General features: G+C 57.3%; 15 protein-coding genes. 2 read left to right on the forward strand and 13 right to left on the reverse strand.

Annotated elements, in window-relative coordinates:
• Window positions 1-15: 15 nt before the first annotated feature.
• The 9 genes from KF719_RS07335 to KF719_RS07375 all read right to left on the reverse strand — a co-directional run bounded on the left by KF719_RS07335 (window position 16) and on the right by KF719_RS07375 (window position 11,228).
• Entirely contained in the window at window positions 16-1,080 is a 1,065-nt protein-coding gene (locus KF719_RS07335) for an acyltransferase (protein WP_293508065.1), read from the reverse strand.
• Window positions 1,081-1,220: 140 nt separating this feature from the next.
• Window positions 1,221-2,329, reverse strand: a protein-coding gene (locus tag KF719_RS07340) for an IS3 family transposase (protein WP_293508066.1) whose coding sequence is annotated in 2 segments (ribosomal slippage) — window positions 1,221-2,074 and window positions 2,074-2,329 — 1,110 coding nt in all. Because the reading frame shifts where the segments join, the coding sequence is not laid out codon by codon here.
• A gap of 75 nt (window positions 2,330-2,404) precedes the next feature.
• Window positions 2,405-3,337, reverse strand: coding sequence for a sulfotransferase (locus KF719_RS07345; RefSeq protein WP_293508067.1), 933 nt, complete (start codon window positions 3,335-3,337; stop codon window positions 2,405-2,407).
• Between the two features lie 52 nt (window positions 3,338-3,389).
• Window positions 3,390-4,370 carry a glycosyltransferase family 2 protein gene (locus KF719_RS07350; RefSeq protein ID WP_293508068.1) on the reverse strand — a complete coding sequence of 327 codons (981 nt, stop codon included), beginning with the start codon at window positions 4,368-4,370 and terminating at the stop codon, window positions 3,390-3,392.
• Window positions 4,371-4,406: 36 nt separating this feature from the next.
• Window positions 4,407-5,507: a peptidoglycan bridge formation glycyltransferase FemA/FemB family protein gene (locus KF719_RS07355; protein WP_293508069.1), complete on the reverse strand. Its 1,101-nt coding sequence runs from the start codon at window positions 5,505-5,507 to the stop codon at window positions 4,407-4,409.
• A complete protein-coding gene (locus KF719_RS07360) occupies window positions 5,486-6,181 on the reverse strand; it encodes a polysaccharide deacetylase family protein (RefSeq protein ID WP_293508070.1) in 696 nt (231 codons plus the stop codon). The genes KF719_RS07355 and KF719_RS07360 overlap by 22 nt, the downstream gene beginning before the upstream one ends.
• A gap of 364 nt (window positions 6,182-6,545) precedes the next feature.
• Entirely contained in the window at window positions 6,546-7,520 is a 975-nt protein-coding gene (locus KF719_RS07365) for a glycosyltransferase (RefSeq protein WP_293508071.1), read from the reverse strand.
• Window positions 7,521-7,861: 341 nt separating this feature from the next.
• On the reverse strand, window positions 7,862-9,295 hold the full coding sequence (locus KF719_RS07370) for a lipopolysaccharide biosynthesis protein (RefSeq protein WP_293508072.1): 1,434 nt from the start codon (window positions 9,293-9,295) through the stop codon (window positions 7,862-7,864).
• A gap of 763 nt (window positions 9,296-10,058) precedes the next feature.
• A complete protein-coding gene (locus KF719_RS07375; RefSeq protein ID WP_293508073.1) occupies window positions 10,059-11,228 on the reverse strand; it encodes a DegT/DnrJ/EryC1/StrS family aminotransferase in 1,170 nt (389 codons plus the stop codon).
• Between the two features lie 1,390 nt (window positions 11,229-12,618).
• Between KF719_RS07375 and KF719_RS07380 the strand changes: the two genes are divergently transcribed.
• Window positions 12,619-13,176 (forward strand): acyltransferase, encoded by a 558-nt coding sequence (locus tag KF719_RS07380; RefSeq protein WP_293508074.1) that lies wholly within the window; start codon window positions 12,619-12,621, stop codon window positions 13,174-13,176.
• A gap of 310 nt (window positions 13,177-13,486) precedes the next feature.
• Here KF719_RS07380 and KF719_RS07385 read toward each other — a convergent pair whose 3' ends face one another.
• Entirely contained in the window at window positions 13,487-14,497 is a 1,011-nt protein-coding gene (locus tag KF719_RS07385) for an endonuclease/exonuclease/phosphatase family protein (RefSeq protein WP_293508075.1), read from the reverse strand.
• 169 nt (window positions 14,498-14,666) lie between these two features.
• On the opposite strand from KF719_RS07385, the gene KF719_RS07390 reads away from it, so the two are divergent.
• The gene (locus tag KF719_RS07390) at window positions 14,667-16,094 is read left to right on the forward strand and encodes an O-antigen ligase family protein (protein WP_293508076.1); all 1,428 of its coding nucleotides are present in this window, start codon (window positions 14,667-14,669) and stop codon (window positions 16,092-16,094) included.
• Here the strand turns inward: KF719_RS07390 and KF719_RS07395 are convergent.
• The 3 genes from KF719_RS07395 to KF719_RS07405 all read right to left on the reverse strand — a co-directional run bounded on the left by KF719_RS07395 (window position 16,066) and on the right by KF719_RS07405 (window position 20,346).
• On the reverse strand, window positions 16,066-16,803 hold the full coding sequence (locus tag KF719_RS07395) for a hypothetical protein (protein WP_293508077.1): 738 nt from the start codon (window positions 16,801-16,803) through the stop codon (window positions 16,066-16,068). The genes KF719_RS07390 and KF719_RS07395 overlap by 29 nt on opposite strands.
• A complete protein-coding gene (locus KF719_RS07400; protein ID WP_293508078.1) occupies window positions 16,784-19,048 on the reverse strand; it encodes a polysaccharide biosynthesis tyrosine autokinase in 2,265 nt (754 codons plus the stop codon). Before KF719_RS07400 ends, KF719_RS07395 begins: the two co-directional genes overlap by 20 nt.
• A gap of 128 nt (window positions 19,049-19,176) precedes the next feature.
• Complete coding sequence (locus KF719_RS07405) at window positions 19,177-20,346, reverse strand: outer membrane beta-barrel protein (RefSeq protein ID WP_293508079.1); 1,170 nt, start codon at window positions 20,344-20,346, stop codon at window positions 19,177-19,179.
• Window positions 20,347-20,422: the final 76 nt, after the last annotated feature.

Here is a 20,422-nt window from a genome sequence, read left to right on the forward strand (position 1 = left end):
AAGGCAAAGCTCAATTTATGACCCCCATTGCCTTACAAGCGAAAGGCTCGGTCGCTCAATAAGGTGCCACGAAAAAATCGCACAAGTCAGCGCCGCCGGAAGCGCAAAAAGCGTCAGATGGAAAGGGGAAATGCCGGGAACAAGCCATGTGATGAGCTGCTGCAAGGGAAAAGCGTAAATATAAAGGCCATATGAATAGTCGCCTACACGACGATAAAACTTGAAATAGTCCACCGCCCAATAAGATACGTAAATGGTCGCATAGCTTACAAAAGTCGCAAATAATAGCTCGTAAAATATAGTGCCAAAAGAAAGAAATGCTGAAACAAGAAGACCGGTTAAAATTCTAACATCTAAATGTAATTCATTTCTGAATACATATATTGCGACACCGAACACAAAAAACAGCGAAAGCAAACGCAACTGCGACAAAAAGAATAGAAGTCCACCTTCGTCTCCCAGTATCAAGGAAACTATGTAGAAGATCGCATATAATATAAGTCCAAATGCGAACAAAATCCTTTGCCTGAAAAATCCGAGCATTCCGCAAAACATCACCCCGAGATAGCAAGTCACCTCATGTCTGAGTGTCCACAATGAACCATTTATTGCGGGTCCGAACGGGTTCTCCTCGAATACGCCCGGCAAGTCATACTGCAGAGCGTAAAGCGATAGATTCCGCGGCACGTACGCAAGACTGCGCGAGTCGGAGAGAAAGGCCGTCCACGAAAATTCGGTTACGACCATGCCAAGGATGATCACCGTCGCGAGCAGAACAAAGAGGAGCCCCGGAAAGATACGCAGGCACCTTGAAAGCAGGAAAATCCGCACATCGTTCCGACGATCGAAACTACGTGTGATCAGATATCCACTGATCGCGAAAAAAACACCGACGGAAATGAAGCCGAGGCTATAGCCGGTCCACTGAGCGAGAGGCTCACCTGCGCCACTCCCGATTGCAATTGGGAACGAGTGAGAAACGAGCACACAAGCTGCGGCAATTATTCGAATTAGATCGAAATTGTTATTTCGCCCGTCATCTACGTCCGCAACGCGGCGAGGTATGGTGGGAGCAGACATTGGAAGAGTTTTCATACGCTCAATCAGTTCACTGTAGCCATATGACCTGAGCCCCAAGTTTCCTCCAGTTGGAAGCAGAGTCCTTTGAACATTTGAACTTGCCCCCAACCTTGGACCGGCCGGGCTGGTAAATTCCGGCTTCATCTGACGGCAGGCTGGCCGGGGTTGCCGGCCGGAAGATGAAGCCTGATCGGCACTTCGTTTCCGATCGCACTGTGCGGTCGGACCTCGTTGTAGTCTCTACGCCAAGCCTCGCATTTTGATCGCGCTTCGTCGAGGCTCAGGAACCAGTTGGCGTTCAGGCACTCCGCCCGGAACTTGCCATTGAGGCTTTCGATGAAGGCATTGTCCGTCGGTTTGCCTGGCCGTGAGAAGTCGAGCGTGACGCCCCGCATGAAGGCCCACAGATCGAGCTCGCGAGAGATGAACTCCGGGCCATTGTCGAGGCGGATCGTCTTCGGGTAACCCGCTTGTCGTGCCGCACGCTCAAGCGTGTCGACCACATCTGCCCCCTTGTAGCTAAAGCGCACATCGATCGCCGGCGAGAACCGCGTGAAGGTATCGACGACCGTGAGCACACGGATCTTCTTCCCGTCAAAGAGCTGGTCGTGGACGAAGTCCATTGCCCAGACCTGGTTGGGCTCTTGTGCCGGAGAGCGCCCCTCCCGCAGCTTCGCCTTGACCCGTCTCTTGGGAGACTTGTTCCGCAATTGCAGGCCCATCTCGCGATAGAGCCGGCAGACACGCTTTGCATTGACCTGCCATCCTTCCCGCTGAAGGAGAACATGGATGCGGCGATAACCATACCGCACCCGCGTCTCCGCGATCTCCCTGATCCGCTGCTTGAGTGCCGTCGGGTCGTCACGCTTCGACCGGTAGTGATAGGTCGACCGGTCAACGGGCACCGCCTGGCATGCGCGGCGTATGCTGACCTGCCAGACCGATCGAACATGGTCGACCAGCCGCCGCTTCCGGGCAGGCCTCAGATTTTTCGGCGGATGACGTCCTGAAGCATCTCCTTGTCGAGCGAGAGGTCCGCCACCAGCTTTTTCAGCCGCTGGTTCTCCTCCTCAAGCTGCTTCAGCCGCTTCATCTCTGACGGCATCAACCCGCCATACTTCTTGCGCCAGTTGTAATAGGTCGCCTCGGAAATCCCCGCCTTCCGGCAGACCTCCCCGACCGTCGTCCCTTCCTCCACCTGGCGCAAAACAAACGCTATCTGCTGTTCGCCGAACTTCGTCTTCTTCATGGAAAATCCTCCGCCCGGCCAAGGACGCTAAATTAGAATTTCCCGCTTCAAACGGCCCAGTTTTCGGGGAGCAGGTCAAGCTCCACCTACTCGCACAACGCGGATATCACTCTCGATCATTGACAGGACATCTCGGATTTGATCATCCATGACAGCCTCGGGAAGCCGCTTGTCGTTCAGCGCTTCGAATGCTTCAGGGACAGATTTATAATTTTCCACTTTCTGACCGTGAGATTCAAGAAATCTACGAATACTGTCAAGTGACACCTCCGGATGACGGCATAATTCCTCATAGTCCACAGTAAACACGTGGCCCGGGCAATACTCAGCGCTGTCGCGTTCAATATCGAAGCTCACTCCGAGGACCTGTGCACAAGCTTGTGTAAGTCGATCACGACCTATGTACCGATCTGCAATACGCGGTCGCACCGACCACCACCCAGCGCCGTCTTCAGTTGGGCCGGCTTCTTTCATTCGCGCCCTCATGATTGACTGGACGTTGTCGGTTTCCTTGCGCTTTATCTCGATGAAAAGCGCTCCAGGAAAAATACTGCACATCAAACCGATACGATTGCTGTGCATTACATTCTTGTTGACAAAGGGTGCTCCAAACACAGCCGACAACGCTTGAATGGTCCGTCGCATTTGATCGAATGCACCTGCGGCATTTGGCTCCCGGCCTCGCCATTCGTTCGTCTTGAACCAGCGCGCCCATATCCACCCCGCCTCATTTGGCGCACCCCATCCGTCAATATGACCATAACGGCTCCTGAACTCACCGCTCCAGCGGCGTACCACCGGCCACCCAAGGCACGTTACGGCGATCGGAACCATGTAGAAGCGGTGCGCAAGATTGGAGAAATAGGCAAACCGAAATCGTGCGACCATTAGTTCATAGAGAAGCGATGTTCCCGATCTCGGCGCGCCCACGATGAAAATTGGCCGCCAGCGGTCATTCTGCCCCTGGCGCGCAAGAATCATGCGCTCCAGTGGCAGAAGCGCAAGCATGATTGTCCAGCGCAGAGCACTAACGAACGTCCCCCTCAGCCTGTGCATCCGTTCATCCACCCACTCTCTGACCGCCTGGCAAACCCCAGACGGACTTCCAGTGAAATATCAATCTGGACATTCCGTTTCTCGCAAACGAACGCGAATTCGCCTTGCCCGACAGCCGAAGGGGCAGGAACGTGACCAGACGAACCAAATCGCGAAGGAACATTAAAAGGTTTCCCACCCAAGCTACAAAATATCCTCGCGTGACACGGAGAAAGAGAATTTGACCTTTTGCCATCTCCAAAATCTTCCACTCAGAGTCGTCACTGGTACTTGCGGCGCCGTGATGCATGATCTCGGCATCGGGATAGTACCGAACCTTGAAGCCGTAGCGGGAAATACGATGGCACCATTCAGCTTCTTCACCATACATAAAGAAGATCGTATTCATATCGCCCGCCGTCTCGATCACGTGCCTCGGCACCATCATGAAACACCCGGCGACGATGTCCACATCTTGAATTTCATCTCTCGACAAACGGGCATAACGCGATTGACCAAGCAGAGGGTGTTTCCGAGTCAGCCTGTTCGGCAGAACGATGTTCAGCACCAAGTCCCGCAATCGTAGATATCTGAAAATTGTCGACTGCTGACTTCCGTCCCCGTACCTGACACGACACCCAAGCACTCCGACTTCGGGATGCATATCCATATAGCGCAAGCATCGGACGAGCGTATTTTCCCTGACTTCAGTATCCGGATTCAGCAGGAGAACGTAACGGCCCCTAGCGACCTTGAAACCAAGATTGTTTCCGAACGCAAACCCACCGTTGACGTCGGATGCAATGACCACGACGTTGGGATATCGATTCCGAATTTCTTCGGCTGATCCATCTGATGAGGCGTTGTCCACCACGACAACCTCGATATCGATTCCATCGACATATTGCAGAACCGTCTCAATGCACCGCAGTGTCAGGTGACAAGTATTATAGCTGACAATTAAAACTGAGATGTCGGGAAGAGGTTCTTGTTGCCCGGCCGTCACTTTGTCCTCATTGACCAAAATATTGCGCGGCCAACTTCACCGCTTCAGCGCCGAAAGCCACCGCGCCTTGTCGAGCGCCCACTCCACACCGGACAAGGTAGCACCGGCAAAGGCGCTTGGGTGTCGTTCATATGGTCCAGCTGCGGCCATCTCATATCCCCCCATACGCCGCTTGAAACGATAGACATCCGGATTGTCGATCGGGTCGATTCCCCCAAGATCGTACCAACCCATGCCGCGCGACGCAGCATAGCACATCGCTTCCCATTGCAGCATGTATGAGCTACGGTTTGCCCTCCCCTTGTCGTTGGCAGCGCCGAGCAGGTAAGTTGCGACATTGCCGGAGTAGCTGCCGAGATGGCCAGCAACCAGATCACCATCAAGTTCCGCCAGATGCCAGATGAGTTCCTCGCCCTCGCTCAGCATCTCCTGGACATCCCGGAAAAATGCCACGTCCATGTTTACGGAGAACCCCTTTGCTTGACGTAAATTTTCAAAGATCGGCATCATCGCATCGAAATCCGACACTTGCGTCGAGCGGCGCACCGTGGCGCCGCTCTTACGTGACCTGACAAGCTCACTACGCCACTTTTTATCAAGAGAACGAACGAGAGATTCCTCTTCCCCGGAAATCGACTTGAGTATGGTCTGGTATTTTTCATCCTCGGGCCTTGGCACAAATCCAAGTCTACCAAAAATGTCTTCCACAGATGCCGAATTCTCTCCTGCCATGATCGGTGGCGTCACCCGAAGCGTCAGTCTGCGACGGCCAACATACTCATCGCATAGCGCTTCCAGACAGATTGCGAATCGGGGCCCGTCAAATTTCCCATTCACACAGGTAACAGGTCCACCACTGACATAGGCGATCCCGATGGGCAGCAATGGCACCCGCCGGACTCGAACGTCCGCTAACCCGATTATAGCCTCACCAAGGAAAATTCCGACCGCTTCCGATGTGGCGCGCACACGCCGTGCCGCCATGACCGAATATCCGCGAAGCAAGCGATAGCTGAAATCAGAGAAAACCAAAGCATATTGCCGCCAAGCCTCGTTATCGACCACACGAACCGATGCCGATAATTTCGATGCGCGTCCTAGACTTCGAATCGAATCTATAGACAGCTTTTGCTCCAAAATCTTGCCTCCGAAACCAAACGGGCACGAAGCCGGCGCGACGCCTCAATGTAGACGCCAATCGATCTCGGCGACGACTGATTGGTTACCGAATACCTTGGCTGAACGACCCCATCGAATAGTCGGACACCGCGATCGCTTGTGAAAATTCTCTCAAATCCTGAGTGCGCCAGTATGCGCAAAACCCGTCTATTGTACTTCCCGAACGGCACAGCGACCGAATTGATCCTCCGGCCCAACGAATCTTCGAGCAGCTTCCTGGCCACAGATGTTTCTTCGTGCATCTCCTCATCGTTCAGCAGCGTCCAGTCGCGATGTTGCATACCATGAAGGCCAATGTTGCAATTCATATTCTGCAGTTCACGCATTCGCGCGTAGTCAAGGTAGCCTTTCTGTCCAACCCTTCCCGCCAGAACGAAACTCATGAACGGCCAACCCGCCAACGTGAGAATTGGCGCCGCAACCTCCAAATCCGAAACATTGCCATCATCGAACGTGATCGCAATACCTGCATGCTCCCGAATTTCCGTCAGGAAGTCGATGACCTCTTTGAACTGGTCAACGCTCACCCAGTAGGGGCGCTCGCTCACGTCAACTGCCCGTTGCGCCTCTCCGATGCCATGAAAGTTGATGATGAAAGCGGGTGGTTTGAACAAACTGGAAATCTCTCTCATATCAAAGCCTCCTTGAACTTGCCCCCAACCTTGGACCGACTGGGCTGGTAAATTCCGGCTTCATCTGACGACAGGCTGGCCGGTGTTGCTGACCGTTGCCAGGAAAGATCTGTACCGGGTCGACGGCTCCCTCACCCAACTACGCAGTACCGTTTGGTGCACACCAGGATCAAGCGAGGCTTACACATAAGTTGCGCCCCGCCCCTCGATTAGTCTGATCACCCCAAACTTGAACTCTCGCATGAACTTCCATCGTCCCATGATCCGCCTCCGGCTTCACAAAGACATCTATCTCGGTGTCTTCAAAACCGGGGATAGGCCAAATTGAGATTACATCGAAATGGCTCTATGTTCGGAAACGCTGCTACCAATCCGACTTGGCGATCCGCATGACGAATACGCGAAGTCTCTTCATTGCAAAGTTGGGGAGCTCTTTGAGCACGTTAAAGAGAACTCTCCCAGCCCCCATTCTCCCGACGATCATGCTCAATGCCCTATCTAAACGCGCTCTTTCCGATTGGAGGTCAGCATGCTCGCTGTGATAGGCCGCAATGCTGATATGAGCTAGAAGGGACATATAGTATTTTGTGTTTGAAGGCCTTCCCGAAAAGACACCCCCTCCATGAATTCGATACACTGCAGGCTCAAGGTTCAGCAGAAACTTTCCCGATCCCCTATAGCCCAGCAGGGCCCAAACGGTCACATCCCCTATCGGCGATATTCTCAGAAAAGGTGGGGGAGTTTGCAACCGAGGATTCCGGAAACAAGCCGTCAACGTATTGATTGACGCCCCCGCTCTCAACTCGCTTGCCGTCAGATCCCGATGGGATCCTAGTGACATCTCCTTCTGAATGACACCATCAATTTCGACACAGGCCGGACCGTATGTAATTACGGTATCCGGATTCCGCTCCAAGAAATCGACCTGCACGGCAAGCTTCATCAAATCGTTCCAGAAATCGTCACCGTCGCAAATTGCGACGTACCTGCCCTTCGCCTTCGGGAAAGCAAACGCATAATACGGATTGACTCCGAGCGAATATGAATTGCTCTCCGCCACGCACGCGTTGACCACCGACGGATATCGAGATGCGTATTCTCTAACAATGTCACTTGTACCGTCCGTAGACGCATCATCGTAAATGATTATCTCGACTCGGAAGGAGCAAACCTGATCGAGAAAGCCTTCCAAACACTGACGAAGATAAGCGGCATGGTTGTACGTTATTGTACAAATCGACACGATGACTTCTTCATCATTATCGAACTGCCTTTCACGCAAAGGAACCGCCCGCAACTCCTCATCAAATTTATCAGCACTTAAGTTCAAACCGGCCATTTCACGCTTCCCCGTCGGGACAGACTTCAGACTTGTTGATTTTTTCTCTGCAATCTCTCTTAAATGGAGATCCCTTTGAACATTTGAACCTGCCCTCCACGGAGACGGTTCGGTTTGTCTGAACAGTTTCCGGGCGTTTTCTAAGTGGTTTTCCGCCTCGGCTACGTCGCCACCGCTTCGGGCATCGGCTGGTTGAAGTGGGCCTGATCTGGGGCTTTTCCCGTCAAGCGATGAATGGGGAGGTCGGCTGTTGCAAAAGCCGAGATAGCGACCGATCCTGATCCAAATATTCGATCACAGCGACGCGCCTTTATTATCAGCGCTACGACACTTCCGGTCTTTCATGTGCTCCACCGGATCAAGCCAATTGCGTCTCGATAGGGGCCAACATTGAACAGTGCGACCAAGGTGCCGAACATCAGCGCTCCGGCAAGGACGAGAGCGGGGACCTGTATGAATGGCGGCGCATCCCAAACTTCGCTTGCACATGCCACAGCAAGACCCATCGGCAAAGCAAGCAGAAGAACCGACGCAAAATCAGCAACCTGAGCTCGCGCACCGTAGCCGAGCAGCTTATTAGTATAATGGGCATTGATCAGAAATGCCAGAATTGAAGACAGGACAACGGCCCAAGCGACGCCGAGCGGTCCAAATGCTGCGCCGCCTATCATAGCAACTGCGCCGATCGCCGTTTTTACAACTTCGAGTCTGAAAAAAAGTCGAGAGTGACCCTGAGCCATCAGGACATTCAGGTTGATAACATGCAACGGCCACAGAATCCCGGCAAGGCAAAGCACGGTCAGAATGGGGGCAGCCGGCAACCAGGCATCACCGAACAACAAATCGATGACCGGACCAGCCAATGCCGCCAAGCCGATCATCGAAGGAACATTAATCAGCATGATGCTACGAAGCGCCATGCGAACGCCGCGCCGAAGTCGCTCGGGATCGTTAGCGGCAGACGAAAATACCGGAAAGGCGACGCGAGAAAGTATCCCGCTCAGAACGCCTGCTGGCACTTGCTTGGTTCCGTCCGCACGATTGTAGAATGCCAGTTCGGCTACACCGAAGAGTCTACCCAAGACGAGTGCATAGGATCTCTCATAAGCAACATTCAGCAACCCGGAAACCAACATAAATCCGCCAAAGCGGAAGAGACGCCGGGCGGACGCCACACTGAATACCAGCAGTGGCCGCCATGGATTGAACACCCACAACAACACGGTTGTGAACACTCCCGCCACAAGTGTCTGCGCCGCCAGCGCCCAGATGCCGTAGCCATTCCAAGCCATCCAGATCGCCAGCGCGCCTGAGCCGAACGTGGCTGCAAGGCCAACCACCATCTGGGTCTTGAAATCGAGCTTCTTGGTCAGCAATGTTCGATGGATCGAACCCAGCGCTGCGACGAACAGGTTAAGCGCCAGAACCAGCATAAGTGGAACCAGCATGTCGATACCAAAGAAAGCAGCTATCGCCGGCGCAAGCAGAGCGAGAACCAGAGCCATTGCCGCTCCGAGAGCAACGTTCAGCCAGAAGACAGTCGACTCGTCGACATGTCCGGCATCCTGTTTCTGGATCAACGCCGATGAGAAACCACTGTCCGCAAATGCACTCGCTATACCAACGAAGAGATAGAGCAACGCAATCGTACCGAATTCCTCGGGACTGAGCATCCGCGCCAGCGCAATCGAGATTGCAAGACGCAAAATCTGTTGAAAAACGATGTCTACAGCGCTCCACCGTATGGCTCTTAGCGCGGTATGTATGAAGCTCATCTAGACATCACATTCACAAGCCAATCAAGAAATGAATGCTCCCAAGACATATACAAACAACCCAGCCAACATGCATACGCCCATTTCATTCCGTAGGCTGCCTTCTAATTCCATTTTGCTGGAACGCCACCCGCCGTCACTCCAGCCGGCCCACATCCCTGACCACCACGGAACTTGCCCCAACCGTCGTACGTTGTCCTATCGCGCATTCTTGAATGATTGTCGCATTGGCGCCGACTTAATGCCGCACTTCCAAGTTATTGTGTCTCTACTTACCGATGCGCTAGGCATGACGCTCACATGGTCCTCAATGCCATCGGCGGCACACAAACACCCGCAAGAATCAGTACGCCCTCGACAACCAGGACACCCGACGGCATGCACACCTTTGGATGAACAATCGTTCCCTGCTGAATCCCGAAATTGCGCACCCGCTCGCAACCAGCCTGATCATCCCGTAGTTACCCAATGGCAGCTATCTGGTGACTGGCATCAATCGACGAGATTGCATCGATCGAATCGATTTACCCAATCCTTCTATGACGAAATCACCGATCCTCAGCATCTTCGTCAGCGACAATACCAACGACCGACAACACCGAAGTGCAGTCAAATTTCCATATGTCTTCAAACACACCCAATATGTCACTGGCATGCCCACCGCCGCTGATCAAAACTACTCGCATCGAGTCGCTCCGTCATCTAGTCGCCGTCTGTCGATAGATCGAGCCCCCGAAAGCATAGCACCAACTCGAATTTAAGCTCAACCAATCTGGACGTACTGGCGAACTACAGCCCCCACCATCGCCACGTCTGATACGCTTACTGCCGTACCGGTCGGCAGAACGATCACCCTGTCGGCGACCGCCTCGGTATGCGGCAGGACAAGCCCCGCATGCGGAAAGATATCTCGATAAGGCTGCATCCGGTGGCACCCCGGCCAGAAATAGCGCCGTGCCAGCACATTCTCCGCATGCAGAGTAGCAACAATTTCATCACGCGTGGCCCTACAATCCGGACCCACTTCGACCACCACATACTGGCAGTTTCCCCCGACCCCATCCTGCTCCAGCAGCGAAACCCCCGGAATGTCAACCAAGGCTTCCTGGTAGGCTCGATAGTTGCGACGGTTGGCGTCAACCACCGTTTCGATGTGATCGAAATTGGCGATGCCCATAGCGGCGCAGATTTCGGTCATCTTCCCGTTGGTGCCGGGATGAATGACATTGTCGAGACCGCTGAAACCGAAATTGCGCATCAGCCGCATCTTTGCCGCCAGCGCATCGTCATTGGTCACAACAGCTCCACCCTCGAATGTGTTGAAGAACTTTGTGGCGTGGAAGCTGAGCACTTCTGCATGCCCGAATCCTCCGATCTTGCGGCCATTGTGATCGCACCCAAAGGCATGCGCGGCATCGAAAATCAGCGTCAGGCCATGCTCCCCAGCAATCTCGCCAAGCGCCACGACCGGCGCCGGACGCCCCCAGAGATGGACACCGATGATGCCAGTCGTGCGCGGCGTGATCATGCGCCGCACCGCCTGTGGATCGAGATTGTGTGTCGCAGGATCGATATCGGCAAATACCGGCGTGATGCCCTGCCAGTAGAGCGCATGAGCCGTCGCTATAAACGTATACGAGGGTACGATCACCTCGCCCTCCAACTCAAGCGCACGAATGGCGATCTCCAGCGCGATCGTTCCGTTGCACATCGCGACGCAGTGGCCGACGCCAAGATAGTCGGCCACCTGCTGCTCGAAGGCGTGCACAAGCGGACCGTCATTGGTCAGCCAGCGCCTGTCAAATATCTCCTCGGCCAGCCGCATGAAGACCTCTCGCCCGGCGATGTTCGGGCGGCCGACATGAAGCGGTTCGGCCAACGCCGGCGGCGCGCCATTGATGGCGAGATCGCCTGCTGTTTCTATCTTTTTCATCGCGGCCAGTTATTAAGCAATTTCCACTCCACATCAATCAAGCCGCCGGGAACATTCCGCCGGATTTCAGCGTCTCACATTTCACTATAAAAATGGTCGCCCATTGCCACCGTATCCAAGAATAAATGCCCTCGAGTTGAAGATCAAATGACCGCATGACCTTGTTGCCGCGCGAACCCAGGGATGCTGGCAGGCTAACGTTAACCTGTCTCCGGTTTCGGGCCATAGGGCGCGATCAACCGGGGAGGGCCGCCATACGGTCAACCTCGTTCAATCGTCACAGGTGTTCTCTCCGGACGTGGTCCCGCAGGCGGTCGGACTATATTTCCGGTTCACACTGAGTTTCCGCGACGTGGGAAAACTGCCGGCACAACATGGCGTCGAGATCAACCGCGAGGCTGTTTGGTGCTGGGCCAACAAGTTTGGTCTGCTCATAGCGGCCAACTTGCGTCAGCGCCGTGGTCTGCCTACCGGCCGCATGCGTCTGGATGAGATGGTGGCCAAAACCGGCGGCAAGCGGATGTATCTATGGCGCGCGGTCGACAACGAGGCGAGGTGCTGGGTGTCCTAGTCCAGAAACACAGCAACAAGGATGTAGCGCTGAAGCTCGTTCGCAATCAGGGCATCCACCCGGAGTCGATCACCACAGACAAACTCGCATCATGCCGGTCCGCAGGCAGGATCCTTGGCCTTACCGGCCGGCATCGGCCAGACGGAATGCGTCAGAACATCCGAGATGAAACCTCTCACCTAGCCATTTGGCGACGAGAGCGAAAGCAGCAAAAGTTCAAGTCGTAGGGCTCAGCCGAACAGTTCCTAGCCAGCCATGGCCCGTCTACAACACGCTCAACATCCCAGCACAATCTGATCTCCCGCCCAAGCCTCCGAACCGTACGAGCCCAAGAGGGTCGGGCGTGAGAAGCCGCGACCGTCGCCACCTGATTCAGAGCAAGGGGGCCACCCCGGCCGGCCCGGCCGAACGTGTCAGTATCTGGCCAGCCACGGCCGGCACATCACGTTCCAGATGGCGGAGGCGGCGGTGCCAAGGTGTCTGTTGGCCAAGACCCTGCGACTGATCGCCGAACTTCGGCCGCCGCCCAATCCAGCGCCGGCGTGACGCGTCCGGGCGTCATGAGCTCCAGCAAGAACCACGGGAGAGGTGTGTCTTGATCGCCACCAGATCAACAATCTCGGGCTTGCCGCTGGGCGTCTGGGCTCATACCTAGCATCCTTTGCATCGCGGCCGGCTGTGAATCTTGCAGCGGAAGCCGAAATCGCCCAGCATTAGGCTCCCACACCGGCCACCGGTGAACGTCGAATACAGAATGCGATCTGTGGGAGGGCGCCGCTGCGCCATATTTTGTCGAGGTGAAGATTCAAGATGGCTTTCATGAGCAAGAAAACACTTCGGCAGTTTGGCTTCGGCGCGGTAGGAAAGAACGCGTTAATATCCGAGCGCGCTACTTTCTATGGCGCGTCGAGAATTACAATCTCGGACGATGTTCGAATTGATGATTTTACAGTCCTATCCGCCGGAAACGGTGGTATTCACATTGGCAGCAACGTTCATATCTCTACGCACGTTCTAATCGTGGGGGCCTGCAGGATAACACTTTCTGATTTCAGCGGCATCGCGTCGCGCGTGTCGATTTATTCGAGCACTGATGACTTCTCCGGAAAGGCGTTAACCGGCCCAACCGTGCCATCAAAGTACACCGGCGTTGTCAGCAAAGACGTTTTTCTAGGCAAGCACGTAATTGTTGGAAGCGGAACTGTGATATTGCCGGGGTGTATATTAGAAGATGGCGTCGCTATTGGCGCGCTGAGTCTCGTCAATACAACGTGCGATGCGTTTGGAATTTATGTTGGGAACCCCGCTAGGCGCGTCAAAGATAGGAGCCGATTTCTACTTAATTTGGAAAGTGAGTATGTGGCCGAAAAGCGTTAATTGAGATTTGCTGTTGTTTGTCTGAGTGTTATTGAAGGTTTGACCTGATGGGGTGAGCGGGGTCCTCGTGTGACCAAAACAGCCACACTCCGGCACACAGACGCCGCGGGAGGAGGCCGTCCACCCGTCAGACCACAACTCAAGTCCCCAAGGAGAGAAATTCCATCAGCAAACTAACGCACAGCACCTGCGTGCCCTGTCACTAGATGGAAAAATTCATCATGAATGACTTCGCGACTTGACCACATCTCAGATAGTCAATCGCATGCGCTATGCACTCGAATCTAGAACCTTCCGTTCATTTCTCCACCTAGCAAATGAATTGTGCTTTCAATGGATAGTGATCGGATTTTCCTGCCTCGCTCAGAACTTCCGCGTGGAGCGGCGTCAGGCCGGAGCTGTAAAACATATGATCGATGCGGATCATCGCGGGTAGAATTCGCCCGAGGTTTCTCCCTGGTGCTGGAAAGGTCGCGCCTAGCCCGAACCCCGCATCTTCATGCGCGTTGCGGAGAAAGCCGCGCAGATAGGAATAAGGTGCGCTGCGCTCGGTCAGATTGAAGTCGCCGGCCGCCATCGCCGGGCCTTCCTCCGTTCGCATGTCTTCGGCAAGCATGATGACAAACCGGTGCTGGGCTGCGGGCCCGTCGAACGTCTTGGGTGCACGCAGGTTCCACAAATGAATGTCGCCGCAAGGCAGATGAGCGACGGCCTTCTGTATACGGCGCAAAGGCGGAAGCGGCGCTAGCGGAAATCGGCTCAAAACGGCAAGCCCCAGATGCGGCTCCAGCGCCTCGTGAACCGGATCGCCACCATAGAGAGAACCGATGCGCCCGCGAAGCGCGTCCATCAGGTGGAACTCTTGAAGGAACAATATGTCCGGCCGCTCCGTCAGAATGACAGCGGCGATGGCATCTACATCCCTGTTCCGCCCCATGACGTTGTAGCTCATTACTGTAAATGTTTCGCCCGTCGCAGGCGGCGCGCCGAAGCGCGGCAGATATTGTGGCAGATAGGGCACGCCGAGCAGCAGCGCCAGCGGAACCGACAGCGCGGCGAGGCGCCAGCGCCGTTGCCACAGCGCAAGCGCTGCTACAACGGTCAGTCCCAGCGCAATCCAGTAGACGAAGGCAATCGTCAGCCGCACAGGCAGCAGCGCTTCGCCGGTCGCAATCCAGAACCCGAGCCACAAAACAACCAGTCCGGTATAGGCCCAGGCGGCCAGCGTGGCCGTGCCGGCAAGCGCCGGGTGCCGACCCGCCCGCACAGGCCGTTGCCCAAAACGGCGAATGAAGGCGGAAAGCTTTTCGGAGTGGCGCATCGGGGCGGGTCCGGGCTGGCGCGGCCGCACGGGCGGCGGCTCTTGGCGATAAATCTAAGCCAGTATCGGCCATAAATTCACCCGGAAACAGGCGGAACACCTCGCTAAACGGCGAAAAACGCTGGTACAAACCATGTCCGAGCCCGAATGTGCGAGAAGCCGAGGAGCGATGACGCCAGCCCCCAAATCGATCCATCTCCGTCGCGCCTTCTGGGGCCTGATGCTGCTCATCGCTTGGGCCCCGATGCCGCTGGGCAGCAACCGTCCGTGGAGCGCGGCGTTGCTGGCGGGCCTTGCGGGGCTGCTTTTGATCGGTCTCGCCGCCGGAAATTTCCGCGCCGGCAGCCGGCCGGCCGTCGATTGGCGCCGCCTGCGCCTGCCCCTCGGGCTTGCGGGCGTCGCCATTGCATGGGCGATCGTCCAGTGGTCCACATGGACACCCGAAATATGGCATCACCCCGTCTGGCAACAGGCCGCCACCGCGCTCGACATGCCGGTGAAGGGCCGCATCACAGTCAATCCGGACGCCACCCTGTCCGCGTTGATGAATCTGATGGGCTATCTGGCCGTCTTCTGGGTCACGCTTGAAACGGCGCAGAGCCGCCGCCGCGCCACGCTGGCGCTCACCGTCTTTGTCGGCATCGCGGCCGCCTATGCGGCCTATGGCCTGGCCGTCTTCTTCGCCGGCAACGAAACGATCCTCTTCATGCGGAAATGGGATTATTTCGATGCCCTGACCTCGACATTCGTCAACCGCAACTCCTACGCCACCTATGCCGGCCTCGGCCTGCTCTGCGCCGTCGGCCTGCTGCTCGACAAGGCGCGAAACCTGGCGCCGCGCGGGGGCGTCGGCCGCCCGCTTGCGAGCCGCCTGAACAGCCCTGCCCTTCTCCACTTGGCGCCGCTGCTTGTCGCCGCTTTGATCATAGGCACCGCCCTTGTGCTCACCGGTTCGCGGGCCGGCGTCGCGGCCACCGCAGCCGCGCTGCTGGCCCTGCCGGCACTCGCCATGCTTGGCGGCCGCGGCAGCCGACTGCGGCACATCATCGTCGCTCTGCCGGTGCTCGCGACCCTTCTCGCCATCCTTCTTTTTGCCGGTAATCCACTGATGGAACGGTTCGAAAAGGATCCGCTGGCAACCGACCGCCTGCCTGCCTTCGCGCTTTCCCTGAGTGCGGTCGAAGATGCGCCCTGGCTCGGAACGGGCTATGGCGCGTTCCACGAAACCTTCGCCAGCTATCGCGATCTGTCCGTGTCGAGCCCTTCGAGCTGGAAAAAGGCGCACAACACCTATCTGGAAAACATGCTGGGCCTCGGCGTCCCGGCTGCGATTTCCCTGAATCTCGCGATTTTTCTGGTTGCGGCTCGCGCCCTCCGGGTGATCCCTTCGCGGCGGAAAAGCCGCGTCTTCCCCACGCTTGCCGTCGCCGCCACCGTCCTTGTCGGTCTTCACGCGCTGGTGGATTTCAGTCTCGAAATCCCGGCCGTTGCGGCGACCTATGCCTTCATCATGGGGATCGGCGCCGCACATGCGTTTCGCGCCGATGACACAACCGATTCCGGCCTCGCTACTGATGTCGGTCAGGAAGCCGTTTGACGCGATAATCGAGCAGCCGCCCGTCGGCCTCCGGGTCCGGCAGCAAGGACCGCAAGACCGCCTGCGCGCGCGGATCAAGCGTGCGGTAGAGCCCGGCGATGCGCACGTGGTGATGCCCCCGCCACAGCAGCGTCACCTGCATCCGGGCATCCTCCCGTGCCTCGGGCGGCAAGTCCTCCCAGCCCGCCAAATAAATCTGAAGCCGGCGCATGGCATCCGGAATCTCGAGACGCCCGGTCAGCCATGAGAGTTTGAGGGCGTCGAGAACGAGCGGATTGATACCATTTGTCGAGAACTCGGCATGGGCCAGCCGCGACCACGAGTCGGTCCTGAGCGGCGCCAGCGCGGCGGCGGCAACCAGCTGGTCGCGGCCCTCGCGCACATGGGCGGCGTCAAGCAGTCTGAGCCCGAGCGCAACCTCGACCACGCCCAGTCTGTTCCGAAGTTCGGGCGAAGATGCATGGCGGTGGGTGGCCACCCGGTAGGCTTCGGCGAGTTCGGCAAGTTCGGCTGCGGACAGCGCTTCGCCCTGCCCCATCCGCCAGTACTGGCCGTCCTCGGGCAGCGCGGCCGAATAGGCCCAGAAGCGGGGGCCGGCCAGTAGAAGCAGCAACGCAGCGGCAAAAATCGGGACCATCGGCCAGAAGCGTCCGCCAGCCGACGCCCGCCGGCGTCTTGCGTCCGCCACCTCAGTTCGAATGATAGCCACTGTAATTGCCGTAGTAGTAGCTGCCGTCGCCATAGCCATATTTGCGTTGCTGGCTCATGTCGACCTGGGCCAGAACGACACCGGCAAGCGGCAGCCCGAAATTGATGAATTCGCGCAAGGCGTTGCGCGCCGCGGCCTTGGGCGTCTCGTTCCAGCGCACCATGAAAAGCGTCGTATCGACGAGTTTCGCCAGTGTCAGCGTGTCCGAAACGGGCAGAACGGGCGCCGAGTCGACCACCACAAGGTCATATTGCCGCTTGAGCTGCTCCATCAGTTCGCGCATATGCTGCGAGCTGAGCAGCTCTGCAGGATTGGAAGTCCCGGCGGCGATCGGAATGCAATCGACCCCGGACGCCTCATGATGCAGCATGACCTCCTCAAGCGAGGCTTGGCGCGCCAGATGCTCGACAAGTCCAACCGTCGGCTTGGGCAAACCAAGCGCCGCCGCCACCTTCGGCCGCCTGAGATCGCAATCGACAACCACAGTCCGCAAGCCGGCGCGCGCACCCGATATGGCAAAGCTGACGGCTGCGGTTGTCTTGCCTTCGCCCGGCAGGGCCGAGGTAAAAAGCACCACCCGGGGCGGGTGATCGACATTCGAAAGTGTTAAAGCTGTTCTGAGGCTGCGGAAGGCTTCGGAATACGACGAAAGAGGTTTCCTCAACAGGTAGCCATGCGGACCTTCCCGGCCGCCGGCCTCCTTCGAGCCGACAAGTGGGATTACACCGAGACTCACCACACCGAGCATCTCCTCCGCCTGCGCGGTCGTATGGATGCTGTCATCGAGCAGTTCGAGCGCCAGCGCGCAGGCAAGACCGGCGCCGAACGACAGCATCAGCGCGGCAGCGAGCAAAACCCGCGTTTTGGGATAACTCGGCACCGTCGGCACCCGCGCCTCCGATATAACGCGCGCATCCGGCGTTTGCAGGTCTTCCTGTTCGGTGGTCTGCCGAAACCGCGTCAGGAAAGATTCATAAAGCGTTCGCGTCGCAGCCGCCTCACGTTCGAGAGCCCGCAACTGGACAAACGCCTGATTGTCGCCGGAGGCGCGCTGGCGCAACCCGTCCAGACTGCCTTCGAGCGACTGAACTCGCGTCGCGGCAATATCGACTTCGTTGCGAACATTCTCCAGAATACGCCCCGTTTCATTGGCGATTTCCCGGGCGAGATCCCGCTGCTCGGCTTGCACCTTCAATATTTCGGGGTGCCGCGGTCCATAGCGTGAGGAAAGTTCGGCCTGTCGCCGCGCCAGCTCGGCCTGCTGCTGCCTGAGCCCCCCGATCACGCCCGAACTCATCACCTCGCCGGCGGTCTCGATCGAGCCGCCCTGTCGTACCAGCTGCTGAAGGCGCTGGTAGCGCACCTGCTTGGCGGCAAGGTCCGCACGGGCCGTAATGAGCTGGCTGTTGAGCTCCGAAAGTTGTTGTTCGTTGAGCGTCCCGCCCTCGGTGCTGGCGCTCAACAGGTCGTTCTCGGCTCGGAATATTTCGACGGCCCGCTCGGATTCATCGAGCTGAACACGCATTTCGCCCAACCGCGCATTCAGCCATTCTGTCGCCTGCCGGGTCGCCTGAAACTTGGCCTCGAGTTGATCGACGACATAGGCGTCGGCCACGGCATTGGCAATCAGCGCCGCCTTTTCCCGGTCCGGCGACGTAAAACCGATGTCGATAGAAGCAACCTGCGCCTTGGGAACGATCTCCAGCGCCCCACGAACCGTATCGAAAACCGCCTCCGCCTCAACACGCGCCCGTTCTGCGGGTGGCAACACTTCGGCTTTGCCGCGACCAATAAAGACCGGCAGCCACGACCGTGGGCTCAGTAGCCTCGGTCCTGAGGCATCCATCATTGGGTTGAATTCGGGGTCGGAACCCAGATCGAGCTTCTCGATCACACGGCCTGTCACGGCCCGTGAACGGATGATCTCGGCCTGGGCATTGAGCGCGACCGCATTGGGCGAAAGGTCCGACAGCACCGCCGGCATGTCGATCACCTGCGTACGGCGCGTATCGATCATCACGGTGGTCGTCGCGGTGTATCGCGGCGTGATTTGCCAGATGACGGCAGTCGCAACGCCCATCAGCGCCGCGGCAATGACCAGCACCAGCCAAATCCGGCGGCGTACAATGGCCAGCAACTTGTGAATATCGAGTACCGCACCTTCAGACGCATCGAACGGTGCCGCGCCATACCCGCGCATGGCCTCGCTCTCGCGCGGCTTTTCTCCCGAATTCATAATATTCATCTGACCGCATCCGGACCGGCGCGGCGCGCGCCGGTCATCGAAGGAAAATCAAAGGCCGCGAAACCGGCTCCCGGTCGCGCGGCCTTCTTGCTTGGCTTCATCATGGCCACGCCGCCATGTTCCCGCAATCAGCGCTGCAGGGTGAGGGAAAGTCCGACCCTGTTCTCGGTGTAGTCCCGGCCGGCCACATTCGAGTCGCGGGCGCCGTAGTCGTATCCAAGCCGGAGCGAAACGTTTCGGTTCATCAAATAACGCACGCCGATACCGGCATCGAAGTAATCTTCGTTCTGCGGCGAGCCTTCGAAATCGTCGTTCTGGAACCGGAGAGCGCCGCCAAGCTGTACATTGCGCATCAACTCGTGATCGATGCCGACCCTGGCATATTGGCTGAGACGGCCGCCGACACCGACGGAGGTCGATTCATCGACGCTCGACCCGGCGCCGAAGGTGACCGTCGTCAACGGAGTCATCGACCAGGAAATATCGGCATTGTAGGCAAGCCCGCTCACATCCGGAAATGCGGGCGAGTCGTATTCCTGCTCGAGATAGCCAACGGCAACCTCACCGCTGACGAGCCGGGTGATCGCAAAAGTCACACCGCCCTGAACCGCATAACCCTCGGAATCGCGGCTATTGGGAACAGCGGGCGGCTGCAGATCGTAACGCACCTGGTTGAGACGGCCCTCAACAAACACATTCATGTCCGGCGAGACATCGTAGCCGAGCCGCAACCGCTGCCCGAATATCTCACGGTCGCGGTCGTCACTATTGATTATTCCGCCGCCGAACGCCGGCACGTTGTCGAAGTCGATATCCAGATAAGACGCCCCCAAGGTGCCGGTCATCCGGTTGAAACGCTGGTTGAGCTCGACCTTACCGCTCAGCATCGAAAAAGGCGTCGGCTCGGCGGCCAGAGCGAGCGCCAGCGGTTGGCCGCGCTCCTCATGCGATTCGGCATATTCGATCTCGGCGACGACATTCGTATCGCGCGTGATATCGAGCCGCCCGTCGGCGCCGATCCGCCAATTTGTATGGTCTTCGCTGCTGTTGCTGTCGTAAAAACGGCTCTGCACCCCTGCATGGAGGTTCAGCGCATGGCGGCTCCATGTTGACTCGACCAGCACCTGCGGCTGTACCGTCAGAATAAGGTCGTCTTCCTTGTTGTTCTGGGTCCGATAGATGTTGTCGCTGTATGTGGCGCTCGTGGTCAGCGACGGCAGAACGATGAAACTGCCGGCCCGGACGCCCAGAGGCTCATACCCTGCCGCCGGACTTGCATCCTGCGCACTGGCGGACACGATCGACCCACCGAGAGCCATGGCCACAAAAAATGGACTGGATTTCCTCATAGGCATACTTCAAACCCCCTGTTAT

Source organism: Parvibaculum sp., assembly GCF_019635935.1.
GTDB lineage: Bacteria > Pseudomonadota > Alphaproteobacteria > Parvibaculales > Parvibaculaceae > Parvibaculum.